At 71.4% G+C, this 25070-nt stretch carries 22 protein-coding genes; 6 read left to right on the forward strand and 16 right to left on the reverse strand.

Annotation, left to right across the window (positions count from 1 at the left end):
- Window positions 1-17: 17 nt before the first annotated feature.
- The 5 genes from ACSMXO_RS23080 to ACSMXO_RS23100 all read right to left on the reverse strand — a co-directional run bounded on the left by ACSMXO_RS23080 (window position 18) and on the right by ACSMXO_RS23100 (window position 4649).
- Window positions 18-584: a CHRD domain-containing protein gene (locus ACSMXO_RS23080; RefSeq protein WP_455413716.1), complete on the reverse strand. Its 567-nt coding sequence runs from the start codon at window positions 582-584 to the stop codon at window positions 18-20.
- Between the two features lie 120 nt (window positions 585-704).
- Window positions 705-2108 carry a Si-specific NAD(P)(+) transhydrogenase gene (gene sthA / locus ACSMXO_RS23085; RefSeq protein WP_455413717.1) on the reverse strand — a complete coding sequence of 468 codons (1404 nt, stop codon included), beginning with the start codon at window positions 2106-2108 and terminating at the stop codon, window positions 705-707.
- A gap of 72 nt (window positions 2109-2180) precedes the next feature.
- Window positions 2181-3035, reverse strand: a complete 855-nt coding sequence (locus tag ACSMXO_RS23090; protein WP_455413718.1) for a phosphotransferase — start codon at window positions 3033-3035, stop codon at window positions 2181-2183.
- 18 nt (window positions 3036-3053) lie between these two features.
- The gene (locus ACSMXO_RS23095) at window positions 3054-3557 is read right to left on the reverse strand and encodes a metallophosphoesterase family protein (protein WP_455413719.1); all 504 of its coding nucleotides are present in this window, start codon (window positions 3555-3557) and stop codon (window positions 3054-3056) included.
- 648 nt (window positions 3558-4205) lie between these two features.
- Window positions 4206-4649, reverse strand: a complete 444-nt coding sequence (locus tag ACSMXO_RS23100) for an Hsp20/alpha crystallin family protein (RefSeq protein ID WP_346256545.1) — start codon at window positions 4647-4649, stop codon at window positions 4206-4208.
- A 128-nt stretch (window positions 4650-4777) separates the two neighbouring features.
- Between ACSMXO_RS23100 and ACSMXO_RS23105 the strand changes: the two genes are divergently transcribed.
- The 4 genes from ACSMXO_RS23105 (at window position 4778) to ACSMXO_RS23120 (ending at window position 8692) form a co-directional block, all read left to right on the forward strand.
- Window positions 4778-5515 (forward strand): hypothetical protein, encoded by a 738-nt coding sequence (locus ACSMXO_RS23105; RefSeq protein WP_455413720.1) that lies wholly within the window; start codon window positions 4778-4780, stop codon window positions 5513-5515.
- 305 nt (window positions 5516-5820) lie between these two features.
- Window positions 5821-6939, forward strand: a complete 1119-nt coding sequence (locus ACSMXO_RS23110; protein WP_455413721.1) for a lytic polysaccharide monooxygenase auxiliary activity family 9 protein — start codon at window positions 5821-5823, stop codon at window positions 6937-6939.
- 186 nt (window positions 6940-7125) lie between these two features.
- Window positions 7126-8259, forward strand: a complete 1134-nt coding sequence (locus ACSMXO_RS23115; protein ID WP_455413722.1) for a hypothetical protein — start codon at window positions 7126-7128, stop codon at window positions 8257-8259.
- A 16-nt stretch (window positions 8260-8275) separates the two neighbouring features.
- A complete protein-coding gene (locus tag ACSMXO_RS23120; protein ID WP_455413723.1) occupies window positions 8276-8692 on the forward strand; it encodes a hypothetical protein in 417 nt (138 codons plus the stop codon).
- Window positions 8693-8725: 33 nt separating this feature from the next.
- Here ACSMXO_RS23120 and ACSMXO_RS23125 read toward each other — a convergent pair whose 3' ends face one another.
- From ACSMXO_RS23125 to ACSMXO_RS23140, 4 genes are all read right to left on the reverse strand, one after another.
- Window positions 8726-9652 (reverse strand): hypothetical protein, encoded by a 927-nt coding sequence (locus tag ACSMXO_RS23125; RefSeq protein WP_455413724.1) that lies wholly within the window; start codon window positions 9650-9652, stop codon window positions 8726-8728.
- A 102-nt stretch (window positions 9653-9754) separates the two neighbouring features.
- Window positions 9755-10657 carry a DUF2726 domain-containing protein gene (locus tag ACSMXO_RS23130; protein WP_346256539.1) on the reverse strand — a complete coding sequence of 301 codons (903 nt, stop codon included), beginning with the start codon at window positions 10655-10657 and terminating at the stop codon, window positions 9755-9757.
- A 780-nt stretch (window positions 10658-11437) separates the two neighbouring features.
- Window positions 11438-12571, reverse strand: a complete 1134-nt coding sequence (locus ACSMXO_RS23135; protein ID WP_455413725.1) for an NAD(P)/FAD-dependent oxidoreductase — start codon at window positions 12569-12571, stop codon at window positions 11438-11440.
- Window positions 12572-12770: 199 nt separating this feature from the next.
- Window positions 12771-13967 (reverse strand): monooxygenase, encoded by a 1197-nt coding sequence (locus ACSMXO_RS23140; protein WP_455413726.1) that lies wholly within the window; start codon window positions 13965-13967, stop codon window positions 12771-12773.
- Window positions 13968-14159: 192 nt separating this feature from the next.
- Here ACSMXO_RS23140 and ACSMXO_RS23145 point away from each other — a divergent pair, with 192 nt between their 5' ends.
- Window positions 14160-15041: a YcnI family copper-binding membrane protein gene (locus ACSMXO_RS23145; RefSeq protein ID WP_455413727.1), complete on the forward strand. Its 882-nt coding sequence runs from the start codon at window positions 14160-14162 to the stop codon at window positions 15039-15041.
- A 48-nt stretch (window positions 15042-15089) separates the two neighbouring features.
- On the opposite strand, the gene ACSMXO_RS23150 is transcribed toward ACSMXO_RS23145, so the two are convergent.
- The gene (locus tag ACSMXO_RS23150; protein ID WP_455413728.1) at window positions 15090-15599 is read right to left on the reverse strand and encodes a hypothetical protein; all 510 of its coding nucleotides are present in this window, start codon (window positions 15597-15599) and stop codon (window positions 15090-15092) included.
- A gap of 279 nt (window positions 15600-15878) precedes the next feature.
- On the opposite strand from ACSMXO_RS23150, the gene ACSMXO_RS23155 reads away from it, so the two are divergent.
- Window positions 15879-17456, forward strand: coding sequence for a restriction endonuclease (locus ACSMXO_RS23155; RefSeq protein WP_455413729.1), 1578 nt, complete (start codon window positions 15879-15881; stop codon window positions 17454-17456).
- Between the two features lie 48 nt (window positions 17457-17504).
- Here ACSMXO_RS23155 and ACSMXO_RS23160 read toward each other — a convergent pair whose 3' ends face one another.
- The 6 genes from ACSMXO_RS23160 to ACSMXO_RS23185 all read right to left on the reverse strand — a co-directional run bounded on the left by ACSMXO_RS23160 (window position 17505) and on the right by ACSMXO_RS23185 (window position 25033).
- Window positions 17505-17918: a winged helix-turn-helix transcriptional regulator gene (locus ACSMXO_RS23160; protein WP_346256532.1), complete on the reverse strand. Its 414-nt coding sequence runs from the start codon at window positions 17916-17918 to the stop codon at window positions 17505-17507.
- Between the two features lie 140 nt (window positions 17919-18058).
- A complete protein-coding gene (locus ACSMXO_RS23165) occupies window positions 18059-18217 on the reverse strand; it encodes a hypothetical protein (protein WP_455413730.1) in 159 nt (52 codons plus the stop codon).
- A 42-nt stretch (window positions 18218-18259) separates the two neighbouring features.
- Entirely contained in the window at window positions 18260-18427 is a 168-nt protein-coding gene (locus ACSMXO_RS23170) for a hypothetical protein (RefSeq protein WP_455413731.1), read from the reverse strand.
- A gap of 125 nt (window positions 18428-18552) precedes the next feature.
- Window positions 18553-21876, reverse strand: a complete 3324-nt coding sequence (locus tag ACSMXO_RS23175; protein WP_455413732.1) for a discoidin domain-containing protein — start codon at window positions 21874-21876, stop codon at window positions 18553-18555.
- 56 nt (window positions 21877-21932) lie between these two features.
- A complete protein-coding gene (locus ACSMXO_RS23180) occupies window positions 21933-23483 on the reverse strand; it encodes a ricin-type beta-trefoil lectin domain protein (protein WP_455413733.1) in 1551 nt (516 codons plus the stop codon).
- Between the two features lie 98 nt (window positions 23484-23581).
- Window positions 23582-25033: a glycoside hydrolase family 43 protein gene (locus ACSMXO_RS23185; RefSeq protein WP_346256528.1), complete on the reverse strand. Its 1452-nt coding sequence runs from the start codon at window positions 25031-25033 to the stop codon at window positions 23582-23584.
- Between the last annotated feature and the right edge of the window lie 37 nt (window positions 25034-25070).

Consider the following 25070-nt stretch of genomic DNA (forward strand, 5'->3'; position numbering starts at 1 on the left):
TGGGCCCGTCCCGCCGGTCAGTGCCGGTGACGGCCGAGCTGGGCCCGGATCTCGCCGCCGGGATAGAGCGAGCTGTGCACGTTCACGTACGCGGCACCGGCTCGGACCGCCGCGACCAGCTCGTCGAACTGTCCCGCCGCGATCCCCTGGGCGGTCGGGCCAATCACGTCGACCGGTCGGATCGTCCCGGTGACCGTGGCCGGTGCGGTCGGACAGGACTGGGTGCCCGCCGGTCCGTTGCCGAGGTTGGTGCAGAGGAAGACGCTGATCCCGCCGCTCTGGGCCCGGCCGCCGACGTGGATGTGCGCCTGGGTGACGTTCCCCTCCAACGCCTCGTAGCTGAGCCGGTAGGTCAGCTCCTGCTCCTGTTCGTCGATGGCGAGGCTGAACCCGCCGTTGCCGCTGGTAGAGATCGCCAACGGGTCCTCCTGGTAGCCGGTCAGCCGTTCCCGTACGACGCCCCAGCGCTCCCGGTCGTCGTCGTTGCGGTCGGCGTTCCCGTACGCGATCCGGACCGTTCCCGCCCCGGCGGCCAGGAGGGCGACCACGGAGGCCACCGCGCCATACCATCGTCGGATCATCATCGTCGCGCCTCCCCGGTCCGCTCCGGCCAATGCCCGTCACCCGGTTCAACCGGGTGGACACCAGCCGGGACACGACGCTCAGGTGACGGATCGTGGACAGAGAGTAATTGCCGACGGCGGTCAGTCCCGCAGCCGGGCGAGGTGCCGCATCTTGTTCATCGCGTCCAACGCGGCGACCTTGTACGCCTCGGCCAGCGTCGGATAGTTGAAGACCGCGTCGACCAGATAGTCGACGGTGCCCTGGCAGCCCATCACGGCCTGTCCGATGTGCACGAGTTCGGTGGCCCCGGTGCCGAAGATGTGCACCCCGAGCAGGTGACCGGTGTCCGGGGCGACCAGCAGCTTCAGCATCCCGTACGAGTCGCCGCTGATCGCGCCCCGGGCCAGCTCCCGGTAGCGGGAGATGCCGACCTCGAACGGCACCTTGTCCCGGGTGAGTTCGTCCTCGGTCCGGCCGATGAAGCTGATCTCCGGGATCGTGTAGATGCCGATCGGCTGCACCTCCGACAGTGCCCGGACCGGTTCGCCGCAGGCGTGGTGCGCCGCCAGCCGGCCCTGCTCCATCGAGGTGGAGGCGAGGGCGGGAAAGCCGATCACGTCACCGACCGCGTAGATGTGCGGCACCGTCGTCCGGAACTCCGCGTCGACCTCGATCCGACCCCGCGCGTCGGCGGCCAGTCCGGCGTTCTCCAGGTCGAGTTCGCTGCCCAACCCCTGCCGGCCGGCGGAGTACATCACGGTGTCGGCGGCGATCCGCTTGCCGCTCTCCAGCACCGCGATGGCACCCCGGGCATGCCGCTCCACCGCCGCCACCGCCTCGCTGAACCGGAACGTCACCGCCAGGTCCCGGAGGTGGTACTTCAGCGCCTCCACGATCTCCAGGTCGCAGAACTCCAGCATCCGGTCCCGCCGCTCGACCACGGTGACCTTGGAGCCGAGCGCGGCGAACATCGAGGCGTACTCGATGCCGATCACCCCGGCACCGACCACGACCATCGAGTTCGGCACCTGTTCCAGGTTGATGATGCCGTCCGAGTCGATGATCGTACGCTCATCGAAGTCCACACTGGCCGGTCGCGCCGGCCGGGTACCCACGGCAAGGATGATCTTCTCGGCGGTCACCTTCGACTCGCGCCCGACCGGGTCGGTCACGGTCACCGTGTGCGGGTCGGCGAACCGGGCGGTGCCGGTGATCAGCCGTACCCGGTTGCGCGCCAACTGGCTGCGCACCACGTCGACCTCCCGGCCGATGACGTGCTGGGTCCGCGCCGTCAGGTCGGCGACGGTGATGTCGTCCTTGAGCCGGTAGCTCTGGCCGTACACCTCCCGCTGACTCAGCCCGGTCAGATAGAGCACCGCCTCGCGCAGCGTCTTCGATGGGACCGTGCCGGTGTTGATGCACACCCCGCCGACCATGTGCTGCCGCTCCACCACCGCCACCCGGTTGCCGAGCTTGGCCGCCGCGATCGCGGCCTTCTGACCGCCCGGCCCCGAACCCACCACGAGCACGTCGAAGTCATGCACCCCTACAGTCTGGCAGGCGGATGATCGGAACGCGCCGGGCCGATCGGCCGGTTACCCGGCGCGGTGACCGGTTCACCGCCAGTCGTCCATCAACCGGCGCAGGTTCTGCCGCCACGCCTGCGCGAAACCGGGTTCGCCGCGCCCGTGTGCCCAGACCACGATGAAGACCGCGGTCAGCGCCCCGCAGGCGTGCAACACCGCCCGGTCGGCATCGTCGAGGGTACGCCCGTAGCCGGCCAGGAACGCGTCGGCGAGGTCCGGCCGGTCCCGCCAGGGGCCGAAGTAGAGCCGGTTCAGGTCGTTGACCCAGACCTCCGGCCCGGCCCACTCGAAGTCGATGACGTGCACCCGCCCCTCGGCGCGCTGCCGGTCGGCGCCGGCGACCAGCCAGTTGCGCGGGCTGTAGTCGAGATGGCACGGCACCCGGGCCGGTGCCGCAACGCCGGAGAGGTTGCGCAGCTCGGCCCGGACAAAGTCGAGCTCCCGGGCTTCGAGCAGCCGGCTCGCCCGGACCGAGAGCCGGTCCAGTTCGTCGAGCTTCTCGGCGACCAGGTCGGTCCAGGGCGGCAGCGTCTCGGTGCCGTGCAACCGGCGCAGCAGTACCCCCGCCTCGCGCTGCACCTCCGGATCCGTCGCGTACGACAGGCCGGCCTCGCCCGGCACCGCCGACAGCACCAGCGCGAGCCGCTCGTCGTCGTACGCCCGCAGCCTCGGTGCCCGCCCGCCGAGCCCGGGCACCCAGCGCCGGTACGCCGCCAACTCCCGCCGGTAGCGCTCCGGGTCGCCGTGCCCCTTCACGAACCAGACGGCCCCGTCGCCGTCCCGCACCTCCAGCACGCCCGCGACACCGTGCCCCCAGGACCGGTCCGCGACCACCTGCCCCGAGCCGAGCACCTGCCGCGCGTACCCGGCCAGCTCGGCACGCATGGTCGGCTCCTCTCCGGGTCAGGTCCGGCGCGGCAGGCGGTGCAGTACGACGCCGTCGAGCCGGCCGTCCGAGATCTCGGCGGTCAGATAGGTGGCGTACGGCTGACGGCGCCGGTCGGTCGGCGAGCCGGGGTTGAGCAGCCGCAGCCCGCCCGGCGCCTCGCTGTCCCAGGGGATGTGGGAGTGGCCGAAGACCAGCAGGTCGCAGCCGTCGAACCGGCCGGCGCAGCGGCGCTCCCGCCCAGCGGCCGGGCCGGTCTCGTGCACCACCGCGACCCGCAGGCCGGCCAACTCGACGCGGGCGACCTCCGGCAGCCGGGCCCGCAGTTCCGGGCCGTCGTTGTTGCCGTACACCCCGACCAGTCGGGCGGCGCGGGACTCCAACGTGTCGAGCAGCGGCTCGTGCACCCAGTCCCCGGCGTGGATGACCACGTCCGCCTCGTCGACCGCCGCCCACAACTGCGGCGGCAGGTCCCGGGCGCGCTTGGGCACGTGGGTGTCCGCCATCAGCACCAGGCGCACGGCTCCACCCTATCCGGCGGTCGCGTGCGGGCGGGGAAGAAGCGCGGCGGCCCGGCCCACGCGAGGTGGGCCGGGCCGATGGTTGTCGGGTGCCGGCGCGGCCGTCACGCCTACGCGCCTGGCGCGGTGTCTGGGACATCGCCGCGCCACCGGAGCTGCCGTCCGCCGGGACCCGCGGGAGAGGAAATCGACGAGAGATGCGGCCGGGTCATCACCTGCCTCTGCGTGCTGGTCGGCCCGTACGGTTGCCCGGAGGACCGCGTTGCCGACGCCATCGGTTTGCTGCGGGACCGGCCTCGACCGCGACGAACCGTACGCCGTCGGGCGGTCCGACGGGCCACAGTGGAGGGCGTGGCCCTGGTTGTGGTCGAGCCGGCGGAGGGGGTGTCGGCGGGTTCCAGCAAGCGTCGATGAGCGCCTCGAACTCTGCCCGCATCAGTTCGTCGTCCCGCTGAACCAGCTCGACGAATGCCTCGTGGACCGACCGGGGCGTCGAGACCTCGTGCCGTACGCCGCTGCGCATCTCCGTCACCCCCACCGCCGACGGCACCGGAAGCCGGCGAACCGCCGGACCGGTTCGGCTGTGCCTGTCAGGGCCTGATGACCTTCTGTGTGCCTGTCAGGGCCTGATGACCTTCTGTGTGCCTGTCAGGCGCTGATGACCTTCTGTCGTGATCCGCCGGAGGTGATCGCCACCCGGCGGGGCTTCGCCTGCTCCTTCACCGGGATCCGCACGGCCAGCACACCGTTCTCGTGGCTCGCCTCGATCCGGTCGGTGTCCAGACCGTCGCCCAGGAAGAGCTGCCGGGAGAAGACCCCGAGCGGACGCTCGGAGACCTGGACGCGGGCGCCTTCGCCGAGGCTCGGCGGCCGGCGCTCGGCGCGGACGGTCAGCAGGTTGCGCTCGACGTTGATCTCGATCGCGTCCGGGGCGACCCCGGGTAGGTCGAACGCGACGACGAACTCGTCGTCGTTGCGGTAGGAGTCCATCGGAATGGCCGTCGGCCGGGACCAGGTGCCCGAACTCAGTGTGCCGAGGGCCTGCTGCGCGAACCGGTCGAGCTCGCGGAAGGTGTCGGTGCGCATCAACATCAGATCCACCTCCTCGTGCTGGCAACAGTGTTGTCAATGCGCGACACATCCGTTGTAGCATGTCATCGAAACGATGACAAGAAGATTCGTCATCTAACCGATGACGGGATGCCGAGAACGGAAGACGGATGGACCAGCAGGGGCAGGCCGACCCAGGGCGGCCGACCGGGGCCAGCGCGGCGGTGACACCGACCGGCGCGGCGTTCGACCGCGTGCAGGCGGTCACCACCCAGGTCGGCGACCCCGCCGCCCCCTTCCCCAGGCGGGGTGCCGACCGGCCACCAGCTCCAGCCGCGAACACGGCGGCAGACGGCGCCGAGGTAACGGTCGACCAGGTGCTCACGGCTCTCGTGCTGCTCCGGCACCTGCGTGCGGAACTCGAGTCCTGGGAGCCGCGGCTCATCGCCGCCGCACGCCAACGCGGGGCGAGTTGGGCGGAGCTGGCGCCGGCGCTCGGGGTGGCGAGCCGGCAGGCTGCCGAGCGCCGCTACCTGCGACTGCGTCCGGCCGAGGACGACGCGGCGCCGCAGACCCGGGACGACCGGGTACGCGCCGAGCGGGACCGCCGGGCCGGCGACCGCGCGGCGGCCCGCTGGGCCCGGGACAACGGTGCCGACCTGCGCCAGCTCGCCGGGCAGATCACCGCACTGACCGATCTCGGTTCGGCGGCCCGCCCCAGCCTGGACCGGCTGCACGACGCCCTCGGCGGCACCGACCCGAACGCGCTGGTCCGGCCGCTCTCCGACGCGCAGCGACACCTCCGGGCCGACCATCCGGGCCTCGCGGCCCAGGTCGACGCGATCAACGAACACCTCGACGAGGTACGCCAGCGCACCGCGCAGCGACGCGGCCAGCCCCGCACCTGAGCACGGGCGGGATGACGGGTCAGGAGGCCAGCCCGGCCACCGCCAGCTATCGGTGTGTTCCCCCTCCTCTACCTCGATCTCCCCCGCCAGCCCCTTGACGTGGTAGACGTACTCGTCGGTGTCGAGGAAATAGGCGCTGCCGGTCTCGACACCCCTCTTTTGTTGGCATCCCAAACTATTGACAAGCACCATTCGGCGATGTGAATCTCTGTGCAGGGACACCGCCGCCGGAGCCGGGTGGTTGGTGCGGGAGCGCCGGGCAGCCTCCCGCGTACTCGCTCGTGCAACCGACGTCTGGGGATCCCATGTCTTCACTCGCCCAACCTGTGAATCCGGCCCGGCGCCGCGCCCCGATGGTCCTGCGGATCCTCGCTCTCGCGGCGACCACGGTCGTCCTCCTCGCCACCGCCCTCGCCGTCTCGCGGGACACCGCGAACGCGCACGGCTCGACGATCAACCCGGCCTCGCGCAACTACGGCTGCTGGAAGCGCTGGGGCAACGACTTCCAGAACCCGGCGATGGCCACCCAGGACCCGATGTGCTGGCAAGCCTGGCAGGCCGACCCGAACGCCATGTGGAACTGGAACGGCCTCTACCGGGAGGGCGTGAACGGCAACCACCAGGCCGCCGTGCCCAGCGGCCAACTCTGCAGTGCCGGCGAGACCGGCGGCGTCCGGTACGCCGCGCTGGACAACCCGGGCAACTGGCAGGCGGCCAACGTGGGCACCAACTTCAACGTCACCGTCCACGACCAGGCGCTGCACGGGGCGGACTACTTCCTGATCTACGTCACCCGGCAGGGGTTCAACCCGCTCACCCAGCGGTTGGGCTGGAACAACCTCGAACTGGTCCGGGAAACCGGCCGGTACGCGCCGGGCGAGGGCACCCGGGAGACCGGCGACCCGGTGCTGAACGGCGTCTCCATCACGATCCCGGTCAGCGCGCCGGGACGGTCCGGCCGGCACATCGTCTACGTGATCTGGAAGGCCAGCCACGCCGACCAGAACTACTACTGGTGCAGCGACGTCAACTTCGGCGGCAGCGGCAACCCCCAGCCGACCGCCACCCCGACGCCGACCCGCACCACCCCGCCGCCGACGAGTACCCCGCCGGCCGGCGGCTCGGGTGGCTGCTCGGCGGCGTACACCGTCACCGGCACCTGGTCGGGTGGCTTCCAGGCGGACGTACGGGTCACCGCCGGCAGCGCCGCCATCAGCGGCTGGACGGTGACCTGGACGTTCGCCAACGGGCAACAGGTCGACAACTCCTGGGGCGCGACGATCACCACCAGCGGATCCAGCGTCACCGCCCGGAACACCGGCTACAACGGCAGTCTCGCCGCCGGGGCCAGCACCACCTTCGGGTTCCTCGGGTCGCAGACCGGCAGCAACGCCGTACCGACCCTGAGCTGCGCCGCCGCCTGACCCCCTCCGGCAGCGGCCAGACATCGGGCCGGGTCCGTATCGGCGCGGACCCGGCCCGATCCGTCCGGTGGAACCGGCGGCCATCATCGCCCCTGGCGCGGTCGTGTTTGTCGACTGAAAGCGCGGTGAACGGAGCCCCACCTACAGTGCGGCGCGTACGTCGACTCTTCTGCACTGGAGTGTGTGGTGGCGCTATATGTCGATCCGGCCGGACTGCACGAACTGGAGAAGGCTACCGGCCGGCACGTCGAGGATGCCCAGCTCGCCCGGGGGTACTTCGAGAAGCACGGCGACATGGTCTGGGGCGGGCAGGGCATCATCAACGCGTTCAACAACACCCACGAGAAGATCAACGGTGACGTCCGCGCCTTCCTCGGCAGGTTGGGCAACGAGACGCTGCCGGGCTTCTCGGCCGGCGTCGCCGCCGCCCGGCGGTACTACGCCAACAGCGACCAGGCGGCCGCGGACCGGATGGACGGCACCATGCCGGCCGTCGACCCCGGTCCGGCACGGCGTGCCGTGGACCCGATCCCGACCGGCTCGACCGCGACCAGGGTACGGGAGAGCTTCGCCGACGTGACCGAACCGTTCGTGCACCTCACCGAGCCGCCGGACTTCAACCAGCGGATGGCGTTCGAACCGAAGTGGCACGACATGGCGTCGCCGGCCGGGATGATCCGGAACGCCTACTGGGCGGTGACCTGGGCGGCCTGGCAGATCGGTCTCTCCGACCGCGCCTACGACCTGTACGAAGGCGTCCTCAAGCCGGTCTGCGGTGACTGGGCCGGCATGGCGAAGGTCGGCTACGCCCTCGAACGGACCGCCCACTGCCTGCTGGACCTGTCGTCGAACCTCACCTGGGCGGGGCAGTGCACGCCGAACGCGTGGAGCGGCAACGCCGCCGACGCGGCGGTCACCACCATGTACACCATCAACAAGGCGCTGAAGGACGCACACCTGGCGATGCTCCAGATGGGCAAGGAGTATTCGAGCGCGGCCGAGGGAGCGTTCGACTTCAGCGACACCATCGGCAGCCTGATCTCCGAGGCGGCGGACGCCGCGATAACCGGCGCGATGGCGGCCGGCCTGGCCACCGGCTCCGCGTCCACCGGCGTCGGCGCTCCGGTGGCGGTGATCCTCGGCATCTGGTTCGCCAGCGAGGTGCACACGGTGGTACGCGCCTGCCGGGAGATCATCCAGATCGTCGGCAAGCTCGACGCGCTCACCTCCAGCCTCAAGTCCTCCGGTGACCAGTTCGGCCGCCTCGACGGCAACTTCCCGCTGCCCACGCTGCCGGCCGTGCCGGCGCTGCCGGCCTGACCCGCACAGGAGTGCCATGACGCAGGAGCGGAACCCCTCGACCACCCTCGACCAACTCCTGGACGCGGCTGCCAGGACGTCCTACGGCGAGTTGCTGCACGACGAGCAGCGACGCCGGCACGAGCTGTTCAGGATGATGGCCGACAGCCGGGACCCGATGCTGCGTGAGATGGGCGAGCAGCTCCGGGACGGGCTGGCCCGCCCCCGGGACCTGCTGTCGGTCCCCGGCTACGCGGAGGCGCTGCGCAACGGGTGCCAGCGGCTCGGCGAGAACGGCCCCGACCTGGACGAGGTCGTCGCGGAGATCGATGAGATCGGCCGCCGCGAGCAGGAGGAGGAGCGGGAGCGGGCCCGCCGGGACGACGGTCCCGAGCGGACCGAGCCGTACCGGCCGGGTCCGGCGGAGCCGCGGCCCGGACCGGACCGATGGTGACCGCCTGGTCCGTCAGCCCTGCGTGCCGCCGGCTCAGGGGGTTGCCGCCGGACAGGTGCTGCCGGCGTAACGGAAGAGGGAGTCGGTGACGTCGTTCCGGATCGACCGGCGCCGGGTCAGCGAGTACGTGCTGACCACCGGTTCCGCGGCCAGCGGGTCCGGTCGGACCGGGCAGGCATCGAGGCGTTCGAGCAGCCACACCCGTTCGCCGCTCGGGCCGGTGCCGGTACCGAACGACAGGGTCAGCGCCGTGGTGCCGACGTACCGGGGCGGTGGGGCCGACTCGAGGGTGGGCTGGGTCAGGCAGGCCGGTGTCGTGTCGACCACCCGGGCCGTGACGACGACGTGCCCGTCCGGCTCCTCGGTCGTCCGTACCGACCGGGGTTGCGGGGCGACCTCGATCCGCTGCCAGTCGTCCCAGAAGTTCCCGGTCGGGCGGGGCGCCGCCGGCGGCGGAGTGCCGGTCGGCAGGAGCACCTCGCACCGCCGGGCGTTGCGGTGCAGTTCGTTGAGGGCGGCGCTGTAGGCGCCGTCACGGTGCAGCGCGTGGAGGTACGGCGTGACGTCACTCGGGATCCGCGCGTCCAGCAACGTGAAGAGCCGGTCCAGATAGGCGTCCAGGAGTTCCGGTCCCGGCTCGACCTCGTCCGCCGGTATCGACAGCAGGTGACGCAGGCCCGTCGGACAGGTGCTGGCGAGCGACGGGGTGTGCATGACGAGCGCGGCGGCCCGGACGGGGTCGTTGCAGACCTCGGCGAACATGGCCCGGTCCCGCGCCTCCTGCTCGGCGTCCAACGACTCGGCCCGGTGGTCGATGTACGCGGTGGCGACCGAGGCGAGCGCGATGAACGCGGCGCCGAGCGCGGCGGCGACCGATCGGGTACGACGTCCACCGCCGCCGCGCCCCGGTTCCGGCTCCGCCGGCTCGGTGGGTTGGTCGGCGCCTGTCCGCTCCGCCACGACCGCCCCCTCTCTTGATCGTCCCGACTCCACGGTAGTCAATCGCGGCAAGATCCCCGTCGACCGGCGCACCCGCTGTCGGAACAGGGTGGGATTGGACGCCTAGTCGAACGAGACGTGCTCGAAGGCGTACGGGTTGAGCAGTTCCTCCCGGCGCCGGCGCAACCCGTCGAGTTCGCCGGCCAGCCGCTCCCGGCCGGTCAACGGCAACTCGACGGTCTCGCGCAACCGGAGCCGCTCCCCCACCGCCATCGTGGCCAGGTCCTCGGCGAGCCGGCCCGGCTCGATGCCGCAGGAGAAGCGGTACTGCCGGATCCGGACCCGTTCGAAGAGGTACGCCCCGGGCCGCACCTGGAGCCAGGCCCAGCCCTCGGCCGGGCCGTCCTTCCAGTCCAGGTGCAGGCTGCGCAGGATCGGGTCGACCAGTTCCCGGTTGACGTACGCGTCCACCGCGGCCGCCCGGGCGACCGCCCCGAGATCGTTGACGTGCCCGCTGTTGCCGTCCGGCAGCCGACCGACGATGTCGCGGTAGCTACCCGGGGCGTCCGGGGCCAGTTCGGCGTACTCGGCCGGGTCGCCGGTCGCCGACAGGAAGGCGCGGGCGTCGATGACGTACTCGACGATCCGCCGGCCGTGCGTGGCCGGCTGCAACGTCGCCGACTCGATCCGGAGCAGTTCCAGGCCGACCGCGTCGCAGACGGCGTGCTTCATCCGGTCGTCCCGCTGCGTCTGCGCGGTCTGCACGCTGGTGTCGACCAGCTCGACCGCGAACGGCGCCGCCTGGCCGCCCGGGTCGGAGACCACGAAGTCGAAGCGGCCCCGGCTGGCCGCGTTCCACTGGTTCCCGGTGATCCCCTCGGGACGGCGCGGCACGAGCTGGCCGAGCCGCTGGTCGGGCCGGGCGATCCGACCGGCCCGCTCGATGATCCCGCCGGACGCCCCCGGCCCGGCCGGAAGCCGGGTGGATCGTGCCGACGGGCGTCCGCCGCCACCGGTCGCTGCCATCTGTTCCTTGGTCCGTAACATCCGCTCGCCGCCTCCGACACCGCCCGTCCGGCGGCAGATCCCCACCATGCTAGGAAGTCGCCGCCGGCCCCGCGTCGCCGGTCCGGGTCACCCGGGCCGACGAAGGTGGCGTCCGGAAATGCGGGCGCGGCGGACCGGACGGGTCGGCAGAATGGATCAGCGTGCCACCCCCACGGAGCAGTTGCTCCGCGAACTGGATCCGTTGCCGTACCCGTAACGTCCCGGTACCCCCGGATCAGCCGGCCAGCCCGAACCGCTCTGTGTGCACCTGGCGCTGCGGCACGCGCAGTTGCCGGAGGCTGCGCAGCACGGCGGCGGTCATTCCGGCCGGGCCGCAGACGAAGACGTCGCGCTCGTGGATGTCGGGTACCAGCTCTCGCAGGTGGTCCGGCCCGAAGATCGGGCCAGACGTTCGACCCCGGGTACGGGGACAGCACCAACAGCGTGTTCACCACGGCCACGTTGGCGGCGACGACGAACCACAGTGTGAGGCGGCCGACCATCCCGGGGCGTACCCGGGGAATGGCGATGTGCTGGACGGCGGGGGTGGTGGTCACTCGGGCGATCCCTCCTCCGGGTAAACCGGTACCCGACGGACCGGGGACGGTTCGCCGGACCCGGCGGTGGCACCGTACGCGACGGCGTACAACCGCCGACACGGATCCGGTGGCCCGGGAGACTGGGACTGTCGGAAAGACGACGACGTGGAGAACGCGGACCGCGTCTGGTCTGTCCGGCCGAGCTGGCTGGCCGGTGCCGCTACGGGTGGTCGAACGCCGGGTCCGCGAGCCGTGGTTCCAGATCGGGAAACGAGCCGTCGCCGAACAGGATGCGCGCTGCCAGGACGCGACCGGGACGGCGGCGTAGCACGGCGACCGCCGCCTCTGCGGCTGCGGGGTACCGGATGCCGGCGAACGCGCGGCGGAGCAACAGCCGGCCGCGGAACCGGGTCCGCAGCGCGTTCCCGTCGTAGCGACGCAGGGTACGCGGATCGCCGGTACGCAGATATCCGGCGGCGACCGCCGCGGCCAGTTCGGACATGCGTAGGCAGGGGTCCAGCCCGCCGGCGGTCAGCGGCGATACCGCACCCGCCGCATCTCCGACGAGCAGCCCGGCGGGACATGCCAACCGCCGTAGCACACCGCCGACCGGGATCGGACCACCTCGACGCTCGACCGGACCGGTCGGCGCGGTGCGGCCGGGAGCCTCCGCGGCGAAGGTGTTCAGCAGGTGGCGGATGCCGGTACGCATCGCGGCCGGATATCCCGCGACGCCGACGTGGGCATGCCGGCCGTCGTCGATGACCCAGCCCAGGTACCCGGGGGCGACTCGGGGGTCCAGCACGCAGTGGAACGCCGGGGTGGCGTTTCCCGGCGCGATCGGGTGGACGATCTCGGCGCCGACGATAAAGCGTCGGTTGACGTCGAGGCCGAGATCACGGGCCACCCGGGAGCGGGCGCCGTCCGCGCCGACGATGAACCGGGTCCGCACCGGGTCTGCGCCCGCGAACCGTACGAGTCCCATCGAGGCGTCGACATACCGCACGCCGAGCAGGACCCGCACCCCGGCCGACGCCGCCACACGGTCTGCGTGCTCATACACGGCCGCCATGTCCGCCACCCGGTATTCGTCCCGGTCACTGGTGAGCCGGATCGGTGCGCGCCGCGACGGCGGATACAACAGCACATCCCGGATGCCGGGCCCGAGTAGATGATCCGGCAGATCGAAGTCGTCGAGGGTACGACGCACGAAGATCCCTGTCGTCCGGATGCCCGTCGAAAGCGACCGGCGGCGGTCGACCACCATCACGTCCAGTCCCCGTTGCGCGAGCAGCCGGGCTGTGTGCAGACCGGCCAGGCCCGCACCCACGACCAGTACATCCACTGTCTGCACACCCTGCGACGATAGGGGCGCTACCCGGCCGGTACGGCGGTGTGCACACAATCTGCCCGGCATCTCCACACCGTCGTCACACTCCCTCTGCCGAAGGAGTGCCGTCGCTGCCGCGCCGGCGCCTTCCTAGGTTTCCCAGCGCTCCGCCCGTGGTTCGGGGAGGGCGCCGCGGCCGCCGTGCGGCGGGATCCGGGATGTGTCAGGCGGGCCGGGACAGGATGACGATGCCGAGGCACATCTCGTCGCTGGTGCCCTCGCCCCAGACGACGTACCGGGGCGGCTGGTTGCGCAGTTGGGGCAGGCGCTGCCGCAGCGTCACGTCGTGGGTGCAGGTGACCCGGTAGACGTCGCCGGGCTTGACCGCGACGGGTTGCGGCAGCGGGCGGTTGGCCTGCTCGTCGAAGTTGTACGTCGGAATGTCGAGCAGGGTCCGCGCCTTCGGGGTACCGGGGTTGAGCTCGACCTTGATCGCGCTGCCCAGCAGGTGCATGTGACCGGCGACCGCCTGCACCACGCCGGCCTGCCTGACCTGGTGGTCGCAGCGCTGCGTGTTGCCGGCGGCCGGGGCACGCCCCTGGTTGCAGTGCTGGTTGAGTTGTTCCACCTGCCCACCGGCCTCGGCGCCGAACCGGTGCCGCACGTCCCGTACCGCGGCGTCGCGCTGGCAGAGTTCGCCACGCTCGTCGGGTGCGCAGGGCAGCTCGACCGGGGCCGGCAGCAGCTCCGTGGAGAGCGGGTTCACCTCTTCGGAGCCGTCGACGAGGCGCAGCCGGATGCCGGACCGGTCGGTGTCGTTGCCGCCGGCCCGGACGTCCATCAGGTTGTAGTGCACCTGCATCACGAGTTGGCTGCCGGGCGGCATCGGGTAGCCGAGGCCGGGTGCCAGCAGTGTCTCGTTCGCGCCCGGCGCCCAGTGCGCCACCCAGGCCGCGTCGCCGACCCCGGCGTTGCCGAAGCAGGTCCAGCCGTCACCGGGGGTCTCCGCGTCGAGCTTGCGGGCCGGCGCCACCTCCGCCGGATCGAGCCGGAAGAAGATGGCATGGTGCACCATGTCGCCGTTCTGCGGCAGGAACTGGCTGCCGGTCAGGAACGCGGGCTCGGTCAGGCCGGGGTCGACCAGGAAGCACCGGTATTCGTCGGTGCCGCCGTTCGGCGCCGACGGGCGGTACGGCTGCGCCATGTTCAGGTTGACGAACCGCTCGCCGGAACGCAGCGGTGCGGCCGGTGGAATATCCACTGTGCCGTGCGGTCCGCCGTGGCCGCTGGCGGAGGCGGTCGCCGCCGCCGGCTCCGAGCCGGCGTCCGGGTCGGCCCCGCAGGAGGTGGTGAGGAGGGTGGCGGCCAACGAGGCGGCCACGATGACGAGAGGGCGTACGCGTCGGTGCACGTTCTTCATAACGCCGGGCCTCCGCACAGGATCCGGGCTGATCCGCAACTATCAGATGAAAATCGGAACTTTCCGAGGATAACTCTTAAGCGGTCGCGAAGTCACCCCGAGTGGACGGCGTAACATACCGGCCCGTTGATTGAACCATTTTCGCTCGACAGCCGAACTACAGGAGTATCGGCCGGACGAAGGGACTTCGCTGTGCGTCACAGGGCAATGTGCTGGGTCGTCGCCCTGCTCACCGCCACGGTCGCGGGTACGACCCTCGGTGCCGGGGTCGCGGCCGCCGACGTGACCCTGACGCCGGGACAGGCCGTACAGGGTGCGGCGGCGAAGCTGACCTTCCGGGTCACCGAGGACCGGGCACCGGCGTACACCACCAAGATCGAGTTGTTGATGCCGGAGTCGGCTCCGGTCGCGGAGACGTACCCGATGTCGGACCCGCAGTGGGCGCCCCGGATGACGATGCGGAAGGTCGACCAGACGCTCGGCGGGATCCACCACGGACAGGTCACCGAGGTGGTCGCCAGCATCGTCTGGACCCGAGCCGGCGCTCCCGCGCCGGGGGCCGGCCCGGCCGAGCTGGTCGTCTCGCTCGGCCCGCTGCCGCAGACCGACCGGATGACGTTCCAGCTGGTGCAGACGTACTCGGACGGTCATGTCACGAACTGGAACCAGCCACCCTCGTCCGAGGTCCCGCAGCCGGAGTTCCCGGCGCCGGTGCTGACCCTGGCCCCGCCGGCCGCCGCGGCCGACCCGACCGCGGCGGCGCCCGGGGCAGCCGGGGCGGAGGCGCCGGAGAGCGGCGCCGCGGCCGATGACCCGGACCAGGGCTTCGGCTCGCTGACCACCGGCCTGGTCGCCGGGCTGGTCCTCGGACTGGCCGTCGCCGCCTGGCTGTATCTGCGCCGCCCCCGGTCCGGCGGCACCGACCGGGCCGAGGCGCCGCCCGCCGGGTCGGACGGCGACGCCTCCCCGGCGGAGCCGGCGTCCGGCAGTCCTGCCGACCCGGCGGCGGCCTCGGACGCACCGCCCGGCGAGCGGGCGGCGAGCGGTGGACGGGCCTGGCGGCTGCGCGAGTGAAACCCCCGACGAGCGTTCAGGTTGAACGGTGTTCAGGTTGAGAAGGGCTCAGTCGCCGCTGTCGCTCTCCTCGGTCTGCTCGTCGGGCTGCGCGGTCTCGCCGCGCCGGAGTACGGCTTCGGGGGCGCAGAGCACGGTCACCCGGTAGGAGACGCCGAGGTTGGAGAAGATCTGGCCGCGCAGGCCGAGGCAGAGCCCCACCCCGGGGAGCCCTTCGGGGTGCTCGAAGAACTCGACCACCGGCTCGGCGATTGCCCCCACCAGGCCCTGGGTCCGCAGCGCGGTGCTGGCCACCTGGAGCAGACCCGCGCCGACCTGCACCTCGACATCGTCGAGCCGGTCCACGTCGTACCAGTGGGTGTCGGGCAGGAAGAGCTGCGAGTCCACGCCCCGCTGCCGGTAGTCGGGCCCCAACTGGCCGCTCTCCGGATCCGGCCGGTCGCCGATCCAGGCCATCCCGGCATAGTCGCTGCGCAGCCGCCGCGCGTCGGTGGCGAACTCCGTCACGACGGTGTCGAGGCGCGGCTGGGCGACGAGGTGCACATCTGCGTCGGTCACCCGGGGCACCCTAGCACCGCCCGACCTGGCGGGTAGCCCGGCCACCCCTGCCGTCACCAGGGGCGTTTCCGACCCGGATCGGCGGTTCGCCCCGCACGCTACCCTGGGGTCCCCGCTGGACGCACCCGGCGCCCTAGGACCAAAATGTGCATCGAGCGATGGCGGTCGACGGCATGTCGGGAGAAGGGACGTCAGCTCGGGGGGACGGGACGCCACCGGTCACCGATGGTGAACGGTGCTGGAAGCTGATCGGGGACGTACATGGGCATCATGGGGCAGATGCAGCGGGCGCACGCACAGCAGGTGCACGCGCAGCAACGAGCGTCGACCACCCCGTACCAGCAGCACCAACAGATGCTCTGGGAGGCCGAGCGCGCCCGGCAGGCTGCCGAGCGGGCGGCGGAGGCGGACGAGCGGGAGCGCCGACGACTCTACGTGGAGGCCAGGACGGCCCGGGTCAAGGCCGCCAACGCCAACCTCCAGTCCCAGTTGGACGAGCTGGACACCCTGCTGCGGACCACCCTCGCCATCGACGACCACATCGACCTCGAACGGCTGAAGAAGCAGGCCAGCTATCCGGAATTCACGCCGGGCGAGCTGGGCATGCCGCTGCGGGCGCCGGACTGGCGACGTTTCGCGCCGCCCGAGCCGAACGCGCTCGGCAAGATGTTCGGCGGCGAGGCCCGCTACCAGCAGTTGCTGACCGAGGCGGAGCAGGCGTTCGAGAAGGCCAAGGCCAAGCACGCGGCGGGCGAGGCGGCCCGGCAGCAGCGGCTCGCCCAGGCCCGGCGCAAGTACGACAAGCACTGCCAGCAGCTCGACGCCCAGGTCGCCAGCCACAACGCCGAGATCGACAAGTTCGGTGCCGCGCTGGCCGCCGCCGAGCCGAACGCAGTGGTGAAGTACTTCGGGCTGGTGCTCGGCAACTCGGTCTATCCGGAGGACTTCCCGCAGCGCTACCGGCTCGCCTACGTCCCGGACTCCCGGCTGATCGTGGTGGAATACCTGCTGCCGACCGTCGCGGTGGTGCCGAGGGTCCGGGAATACCGGTACGTCAAGGCCGGCGACGAGGTGCAGACGGTGGCCCGCTCGGCGGACGAGATCCGGCAGCGGTACGCCGACGTGATCACCCAGGTGGCGCTGCGTACCGTGCACGAGCTCTTCGAGGCCGACCGTACCGGACTGGTCGAGACGATCGTCTTCAACGGCATCGTCGAGACCACCCACCCCGGCACGGGGCAGGCGGTCCGGCCCTGCCTGGTGACCCTGCGGACCAGCCGGGACGCCTTCACCGCCATCAACCTGGCCAAGGTCGATCCGGCGGCCTGCCTGCGGCACCTGCGGGCCACCCTGTCGCCCCGGCCGGAGGATCTGGTCGAGGTACGCCCGGTGCTGGAGTTCGACGTGGTCGACAAGCGCTTCGTCGACGAGGTGGACGTACTGGCCGACCTGGACCATCGTGCCAACCTCCACAAGTTGAGCCGGACCGAGTTCGAGGACGTGATCCGGAGCCTCTTCGGCAAGCTCGGCCTGGAGATCCGGACGACCCGGACGGCGCCGGACGGCGGCCTCGACTGCGTGGCGTTCGACCCGCGCCCGATCTTCGGCGGCAAGGTGGTGATCCAGGCCCGCCGGGACCGCGGCACCATGGACGTGTCCGCGGTGCGGGACCTCTTCGGCACGGTGCTGGGCGAGGGGGCGACCAAGGGCATCCTGGTCACGACCAGCGGCTACGGCCCGGAATCGTTCGAGTTCGCCTCCGGCAAGCCGCTGGAACTGATCGACGGCTCCAACCTGCTGCACCTGCTGGCCGAGCACGCCGAGATTCGCGCCCGGATCGACCCGAACGAGCGCTGACCCGCCCGTCGGCCCCGGATCAGCAGCAGTAGGAGCGTCGGCCGGGAGTCAGTCCGTGCCGGCGTTGCGGCGGTCGTACGCCTCCCGGGCGGCGGCGATCGCCTGCCGGTGCCGTTCCGCCCAGCCGGTCAGCACGAGCAGGGAATCGTAGAGTTCCCGGGCCATCTCGGTGGCGACGTACTCGACCCGGGGCGGGACGGTGGGATAGGTGGTCCGGACCAGCAGTCCGTCACGTTCGAGGTTGCGCAGGGTGAGGGTGAGCATCCGCCGGCTGATCCCCTCGACCGAGCGTTCCAGCTCGGTGAAGCGGATCGGTCCCCGGCTCGCCTCGATGATGATGCCGATGCTCCACTTACCGCCCACCCGGTCCAGAACCTCGCGAACCGTGCAGGCCCGGGCGTGGTCGCCGGGACAGGTCGACCCGCCCCCGTCGACGGCCGGCTCCGCGTTCGGCTCGGTCATGGTGCGCCCTCCTTGGTCCGGCGGCAATGGTCACATGGGCCGGATCGGCCGACAATCCGCACCCCGGCTTACCCGCCCTGGTGCCGGCCGTGCGGGTCGGCGGCCGGCACCAGGGTCGGGGCGGTATCGGACTGCGGCGGTCAGCCGGTGATCGCCAGGTCGGCGTCGCTGAAGATCGGATGTGCCGGGTTGACGTCCGCCTCGCCGCCCCGGCCGTCGCAGCCGCGCTCCGGGGCGAACATCAGGTACGTGCCGGCGCCGCACGGCACCGACGGTTCCGCGTCCCCGCCGATCACCACGTTGCCGCTCAGGTTGGCCCCGGACCGGTCGATGACGTTCGCCTACTCGCGGGTGCGGCTCTGGGTCCACGGCACCTCGCCGTTCGCCCAGCGGGCCGGGATGTAGACGGTCTTGGCGGGAGCGACCGCCGGGGCGACGGCCGAGGCCGCGAGCGCCAGCGACGCCGCGCCGCCGACCGCGCCGCGCCGCCACCGTGTCGATGTGGTCATCGGAGTCTCCGCGGGAGGAATCGTCGGGACGGTGTGTGGCGGTGGTGTACTGCCCCGGGCCGTCCGGACGCCCTCGTGGGGTGTCCGGACGGCCCTGTGCGGGGTCGGTCCGGAGGCGGCCGGGCTCAGGGGCTGTACGCCTTCACCTCCAACAGCCCCACCGAGCCCTGGCCGCTGGTCAGCGCCACCCGCAACCGGGTGGTGCCGACATTGGGGAAGGTCACCCGGTTGTACTGGTTGACCGCGACCGGATAGCCGCTGGCTCCGGGCACGTCGGCGTACGCGCTGCCGGTCCAGTACTGGAGCTTCCAGGACGCCGGTACCCGCACCCCGCCGTTGTCGTCGAAGAAGTAGACCTCGGCGGCATTCAGGGTGCGGCTGGTCGGCCAGGTCAGTTCGGCCCACTGCGCACCGGTGTTCGGCCAGGTGCCCCAGCGCGGGTTGACGGTGTCGTTGGAACTCGGCGGGTCGATCCCGTCGTTGATCGCCGCCACCGACTCCCAGCCCGAGGTGTACGACGCGGACGCGGACGCCGCCCCCGCCACGTTGGCCCCCGGCTCGGGCTCCGGATCAGGATCAGGATCCGGGTTGGTGCCGCCCCGGTTGTAGACCTTGATCTCGGTCAGCCCCGTCTTGGCCGAGCCGGAGGCGTGGGTGAACTGCACCCGCAACCGCTGGGTGCTGACGGCGGTGAAGTTGACCCGGTTGTAGTTGGACTGCGGGGTACCCGGGGTCTTGGCCTGGGCCGCCGCGTTCACCCAGGCGCTGCCGTTCCAGTACTGCACGTTGTACGAGGCCGGTGGCCGGTACCGGTTCGTCGCCCGGTCGTTGCGGAACCAGAGCCGTACCTCGTCGACCGCCCGGGCCTGGCCGAAGTTCAGCTCGTACGAGTCGGTGGCGTTCGGCGTCCCGTAGCTACCCCAGATCGGTTCGTTGATCGGGAAGCCGTCGATCGCCGCCCCGGTGGAGGTGCCGGAGGCGGTGTACGACGCCGTCGCCGTCGAACCCTGGGCCAGGTTCGGCGTGGTGGAGGTGAGGTCGGCGCCGGCCTTGGCGAAGATGTCCACCATCCGGGCGCTGTTCTGCACCACCTGCTGCGGCAGTTGCAGCCCGGACACGGCGGTGCTGAAGCTGGTCGTCCCGCCGGCCGGCAGGGTGACCGCGCCGGTCGCCGGGTTGTAGAGCACCCGGGTCAGCCGGTCCACCGTGAACGCCCGGGTGCCGTTGAGATAGACCGAGTAGCCCTGCGGCACCCCGGAATACCGGGTGACGCCGTCGGCCGGGTCGTCCCAGACCACGCTGAGGTCCATGTTGCGGTACCGCAGGTTGTTCACGGCGAAGTGCGACCAGTTGATGTTGATCGGGGACAGCTCGACGGTGTTGTCGGAACGCGGCCGCAGCCCGGCGACGTCCTCGACCACCGTCCAGTTGCTGCTGCCCAGGATGTTGTGGTGGATCCAGGACCGGTAGGCGATGGTCCGGGACGAGGGGTTCCAGTCCGCCCAGAACTCGTTGGCGTCCGGCCACTGGGTGTTGCCGCCGATGTACTGCGCCCAGGCGTTCCAGTAGAGGAGCTGCTTGTAGTTCTCCGCGGTCATCCACTGGTTGGGGTAGTTGCGCAGCACCGAGGAGTAGAGCCGGAACTGCACGGTCGAGTTGATGGTGGAGAAGTTGTTGCTGCCCGGCTGGCCGGCGGCGGCCGCCGCCGCCTTGTCGCGCTGGTTGGCGGTGAAGAACGGGAAGATCGGGTACTCCGCCGGGTCGTCGTAGAGGCGCAGCGCCTGCCGGTACTGGTCGGTGTTCGGCATCAGCCCGACCGAGTACGGGTAGTAGTTGTTGATCTCCTTCCACGGCACGTGCGTGTTGGTGGAGACGTGCTTGTGCTCCAGCAGTTGCCGGGACGGGTTCCACAGCACGTTGACGATGCCGTTGCGGATCCGGTCGGCGATCGTCTGCATCTCGTTCGCCTTGGCGGTGTTGCCCAGCAGCGTGTACGCCTGCACCGCCGCCATCGCGTTGCTCCAGACGTACGCCCCCTCGGCCCGGTCCAGGTTGCCGGCCCGCCAGTGGAACGACACCGCGTCGGCGTCGTTGCCGGTCATCGCGCCCCAGTCGTACTCGATCACGCCGTTGTTGTTGGTGTCGTAGCTGGCGAGCTGCCCCTTGACGTCCTGTTCGGCGTAGCGGGCCAGGTTCGCCACGATCGCCGGCTGGCCGCCGTGGATCTGGTAGCTGCGCCAGGCCGCCTCCGAGACGTACTGGGTGTAGGAGTTCGACCAGTTCTCCGGGTCGCCGGGGTTGTCGGAGAACCGGCCGTTGCGGGAGACCTGCCCGACCGACGTCCACGGCCCGTACGAGTAGATCGGGTTGCGCAGGTACTTCAGGTCGTCGATGTGCATCGGCTGGGTCAGCACGATCGCGTTGTTGTAGCCGAGCGCTCCCTCCACCGAGGTGGGGAACTGGAAGTCCTGGCCGGGGATGTCCACGTCGAGGTAGTTGAAGCGCATCAGCCACCAGCGGTAGTAGATGTTCTTCTTGATCGCCGCGTCCGGCACGTCGATGTACGGGATGTTCTCCGCCCACCACCGGTTGTACGCCCGCACGTGCGTGGCGAACGCCGTCGCCGGGGTGTAGCCCCGGTAGGCGTTGTACTCGGTCAGCGACTCCGGTATCTCGTTCGCCACCAACCCGAGCTGCACCTTCGTGCTGACCGACTGCCCGGCGGCAAGCGTCACCGACCGGTTCAGCCCGCCCGAGCTGACCGTGAACCCGTCCCCGGAGAGCCGGGGATAGAGCGTGGTCAGGTTGTTCTTCACCGCCCGGGTGCCGGTCAGCTCGCTGCCGCTGCCCGAGGTGGCGTACGGCGAGGTGGCCCGCAGTTGCAGGGTCACCGAGCCGGAGCCGTTGTTCACCACGTTCAGGTTGGTCACCGCGACGTTCTGCTGGGTGATGAACTTCGACACCTCGACCCGGACCGAGCCGCTGGTGTAGACGCCCCGCCAGTGGCTCGGTGACTGCCACCGGCTGGAGACCTGCTCGGTGAAGGTGCCCGGGGTGACCGCGACGGTGTACGCGGCCTGGCTGCTGATGTTGTCCCAGTACGCGGCGTTGCCGCCGAAGCCGATCACCGACGGGTTGTGGGTGTACATGAACATGCCCCGACCCCGGGTCATCAGCCAGGTGCCGGCCGGGTCGTTGCCGGGCCGGGCCAGCAGCCGGTCCAGCCAGAAGTCGGTACCGCCGCTCTCGGCGTCGTAGATCGCCTGCATGGTGTTGCCGGTGCTGTAGCCGACCGGCGGGGCCGGGACGGCCGGCCCGGAGAACGTGGGATAGCCGATGGTCTGCGCGGCCGTGGCCGCCGTCTGGGGTACGACGAGGGCGCCGGCGGCCAGCACGACCGCGAGTACGGCCGCCCGTGAGCTCCGCTTCAGGCCCGTGGCGAACCGCATCGGGGCACCTCCAGGGGGTCGACGGTGGGGAACGGGACCGCTACGACGGACCAGGCTCATCCCCGCCTCCACTGCTGGGCGGGCTGTCCGGTGCAGTCGGCGAGGACGAGGGTCATGCCGCCGGGCTGGGGCGTGGTGGCGAGGCAGCGGCCGCCGGACACTCCGGCCACCGAGCCGTCGGGCCGCAGGCTCCACCGCTGGCCCGCGCCGCCGTCGCAGCCGGAGAGCAGCACGGCGGTCCCCACCGCGGTGCCCGGACCCGATGCGTCGAGGCACCTGCCGCGCACCCGCAGGGTCTCCCCCACCTGCCGCACCGACTGGTCCGCACCGCCGGCACAGGTCCCGAGGACGGGTTGGACGGCGCCGTCGGGTACGTCGAGGCAGCCCCCCGAGGCGCCGTTGACCATCCGGAACGTCGTCGGCGCGGGAGCCGGGGCCGCGGTGTTGCGGATCAGGAACAGGTTGTCGGCGACGTTGTAGTAGGTGGCCAGGTAGCTGCCGGCGGCCGGGGCGGTGTGGTAGTAGTCGTCGTGGTTGCAGTCCAGCCGCTGGTCGTGCGCCCGGTCGGTGCACCTGGTCTGGATCACCGTGCTGGCGTTGTCCTTGTAGCACATGACGTCCCACTCATCGACGCAGTGCGCGTAGCCGGAGGCGTTCGGGGCGTTGTTGTTGACCGCGCCGAGGGTGTGCCCGAGTTCGTGCGCCGCGACCCCGGCGTTCCAGCACCCGCTGTCCGCGCGGGCGTACTCCGGGCCGGAGTTGGAGCGGTTCTGGTCGGTCTTGCGGGTGTCGCCGGCGAAGCCACCGATGCCGCAGTAGACCCGGGCGTCCACGAACTGGAGGTACTTGCGGTCGGTACGGGTGTAACCGGCCGCCCGCACCGCGTTCAGTAGCGGTGCCCAGTCGTTGGCGTTCAGCGCCGCGTCGGGGATCTGCACGTCCCGGACGACCGGACGGCAGGCGCCGTTCACCGTCTCGGTGACGTACCGGACCCGCCGCGACCCGCCGGTCTCCCGGGCGCTCTCGTAGAAGATCGCGTCGACGCTCTCGGCCAGGGTGCGGAAGGTCTCCAGGTACTGGGCGTACCGATTCACGCTGCCGTGCACGTAGAGCACCTCGACCCGCCGGCCGGAGACGCCGTCACCCTCGCAGACCGGCAGCGCCCGGGGGGCGAGTCGGGCCGCACGCGGCGAGATCGGCTGGATCTCCCGGCTCACCGACAGGCCGGCGGGCGGGCTGTCCGGGCCGTGCGTGCACATTGTCGGGACGACCCCGGCCACCTGGTAGGCGCCGACGCAGGGGCCGGTCTGGGCGGCGACGAGCCCGCCGTACACCAGACCCCGGGCCAGATCGTCGGCCGGGACTCCGGAGAGCGGACGCGCGGCGGGACCGACCGGTCCGTGCCCGTGCGCGGCGGTGCCGGGCGGATGGTGGTGGTCGGCGGTGCCGGGCGGGTGCTGGTGGTCGGCGGGCGGCGGGCCGGCCGCCGGAGCGGACCGGGGGTCGGCGCCGGCCGGGCCGACCAGGGCGAACAGGACGAGGAGCAGGCCGGAGGCGCCGGCCAGCAGCCGGCTCCGGCCACGGGGGTGATGGGCGGGGAATGCCATGAGGACTTCCTCCTCGGCGAGGTGGACGGCCGCCGTTGGCGGCGGGACGGGGGTCCGGGGCCCGGCCGGACGGGGGTAACCGGCCGGGCCCCGCACGGCTACGGCTGGTAGGCGAGCCACTCCAGCAGGCCGGTGGAGAAGCCGGACCGCGACGTGATGTTCAGCCGCAGCCGGGTGGTGCTGACGGAGTTGAAGGTGGTGACGTTGTAGGCGTTGCCGGCCACCCCGCAGCTCGACTGGCCCGGTACGTTCGCGTACGCGCTGCCGGTCCAGTACTGCACCTGGCAGGAGGCGGGCAGGTCGATGCCCTGGTCGTCGTCGAACCAGTAGGTGGCGATCCGGTTCACGGTGCGGGCCGACGGCCAGGTGTACTCGACCCACTGGGTGCCCTGCTCGGGCCAGTTGCCGTACGCCAGGTTGCTCTTGTCGGCCGAGTTGGCCGGTACGCCGCCGTTGTTCAGCGCCGCCAGGCTCTCCCAGGACGAGACGTACGAGGTGGTGGCGGTCGCCGAGGTGGCCAGGTTGGTGCCGGCCGGCGGGCCGCCCGGACCGGGGCCGGGACCAGGACCGGGGCCGGTGCTGGTCTGCACCACCCGCTGCATGGTGCCGTCGGCGTTGAAGTAGAGCCGGTCGACCGCGACCGAGCGGCGGAAGTTACCGCCACCGGGGGCGTTGGCGGTGTGGTAGACCATGTACCAGTTGCCGTTGAACTCCACCACCCCGGCGTGGTTGGTGGTCGAGGAGACCTGGCCGAGCACGATGCCCCGGTGCGTCCACGGCCCCATCGGGTTGGTGGCGGTGGCGTACCGCTGGCAGGCGTAGCTGGACGAGGTGACGCAGCCGTTCGTGTCGTTGGCGGCGTACATCATGTAGTAGAGGCCGTTGCGCTTGAACATCCACGGGGCCTCCCAGAAGTTGGTCAGTCCCTGCGGGGTGACCACCGGCCCATCCAGTTCGATCATGTTCGACTTCAGCCGGGCCGCCCGGGCGCCCCAGTAGCCGCCCCAGTAGATGTACGCCTGCCCGTCGTCGTCGACGAAGACGGTCGGGTCGATGTTCAGCCCGGAGGAGTTCGGGGTGCTGTCGCTGATCAGCGGTCCGCCCTTGGCGTCGGTGAACGGGCCGAGCGGGCTGTCCGCGACCGCGACCCCGATGTCCATCCAGCCGGCGCCCCGGCCGTTGACCGAGGTGTACCAGTAGTACTTGCCGTTGCGCGGCTCGACCTCGCTGGCCCAGGCGTCCGCACCGGCCCATCCGAAGGTGGCGATCGAGGCCCGGGCGCCGTGGTGGGTCCAGGTGTTGGCGTCGGTCGAGGAGAGGACGTGCCACTCCCGCATCCGGAAGTTGTTGTCCCCGACCGGCGCCTCGTCCCGGCCGGCGTAGATGTACATGGTGTTGCCGACCACCAGTGGCGCCGGGTCGGCGGTGTAGATGCTGGTGATGATCGGGTTCGCCGCCGAGGCGGGACCGGCCGGTATCGCCAGCCCGACCCCGGCCAGCAGTCCGGCGACCCCGCCGGCCGCGACCCGGAACCATCGTCTGCTGCGCACTGTCTGTTCTCCTGTTCGCTGTGGGGGTGGTGGTCAG

It is taken from the genome of Plantactinospora sp. DSM 117369, assembly GCF_053764795.1.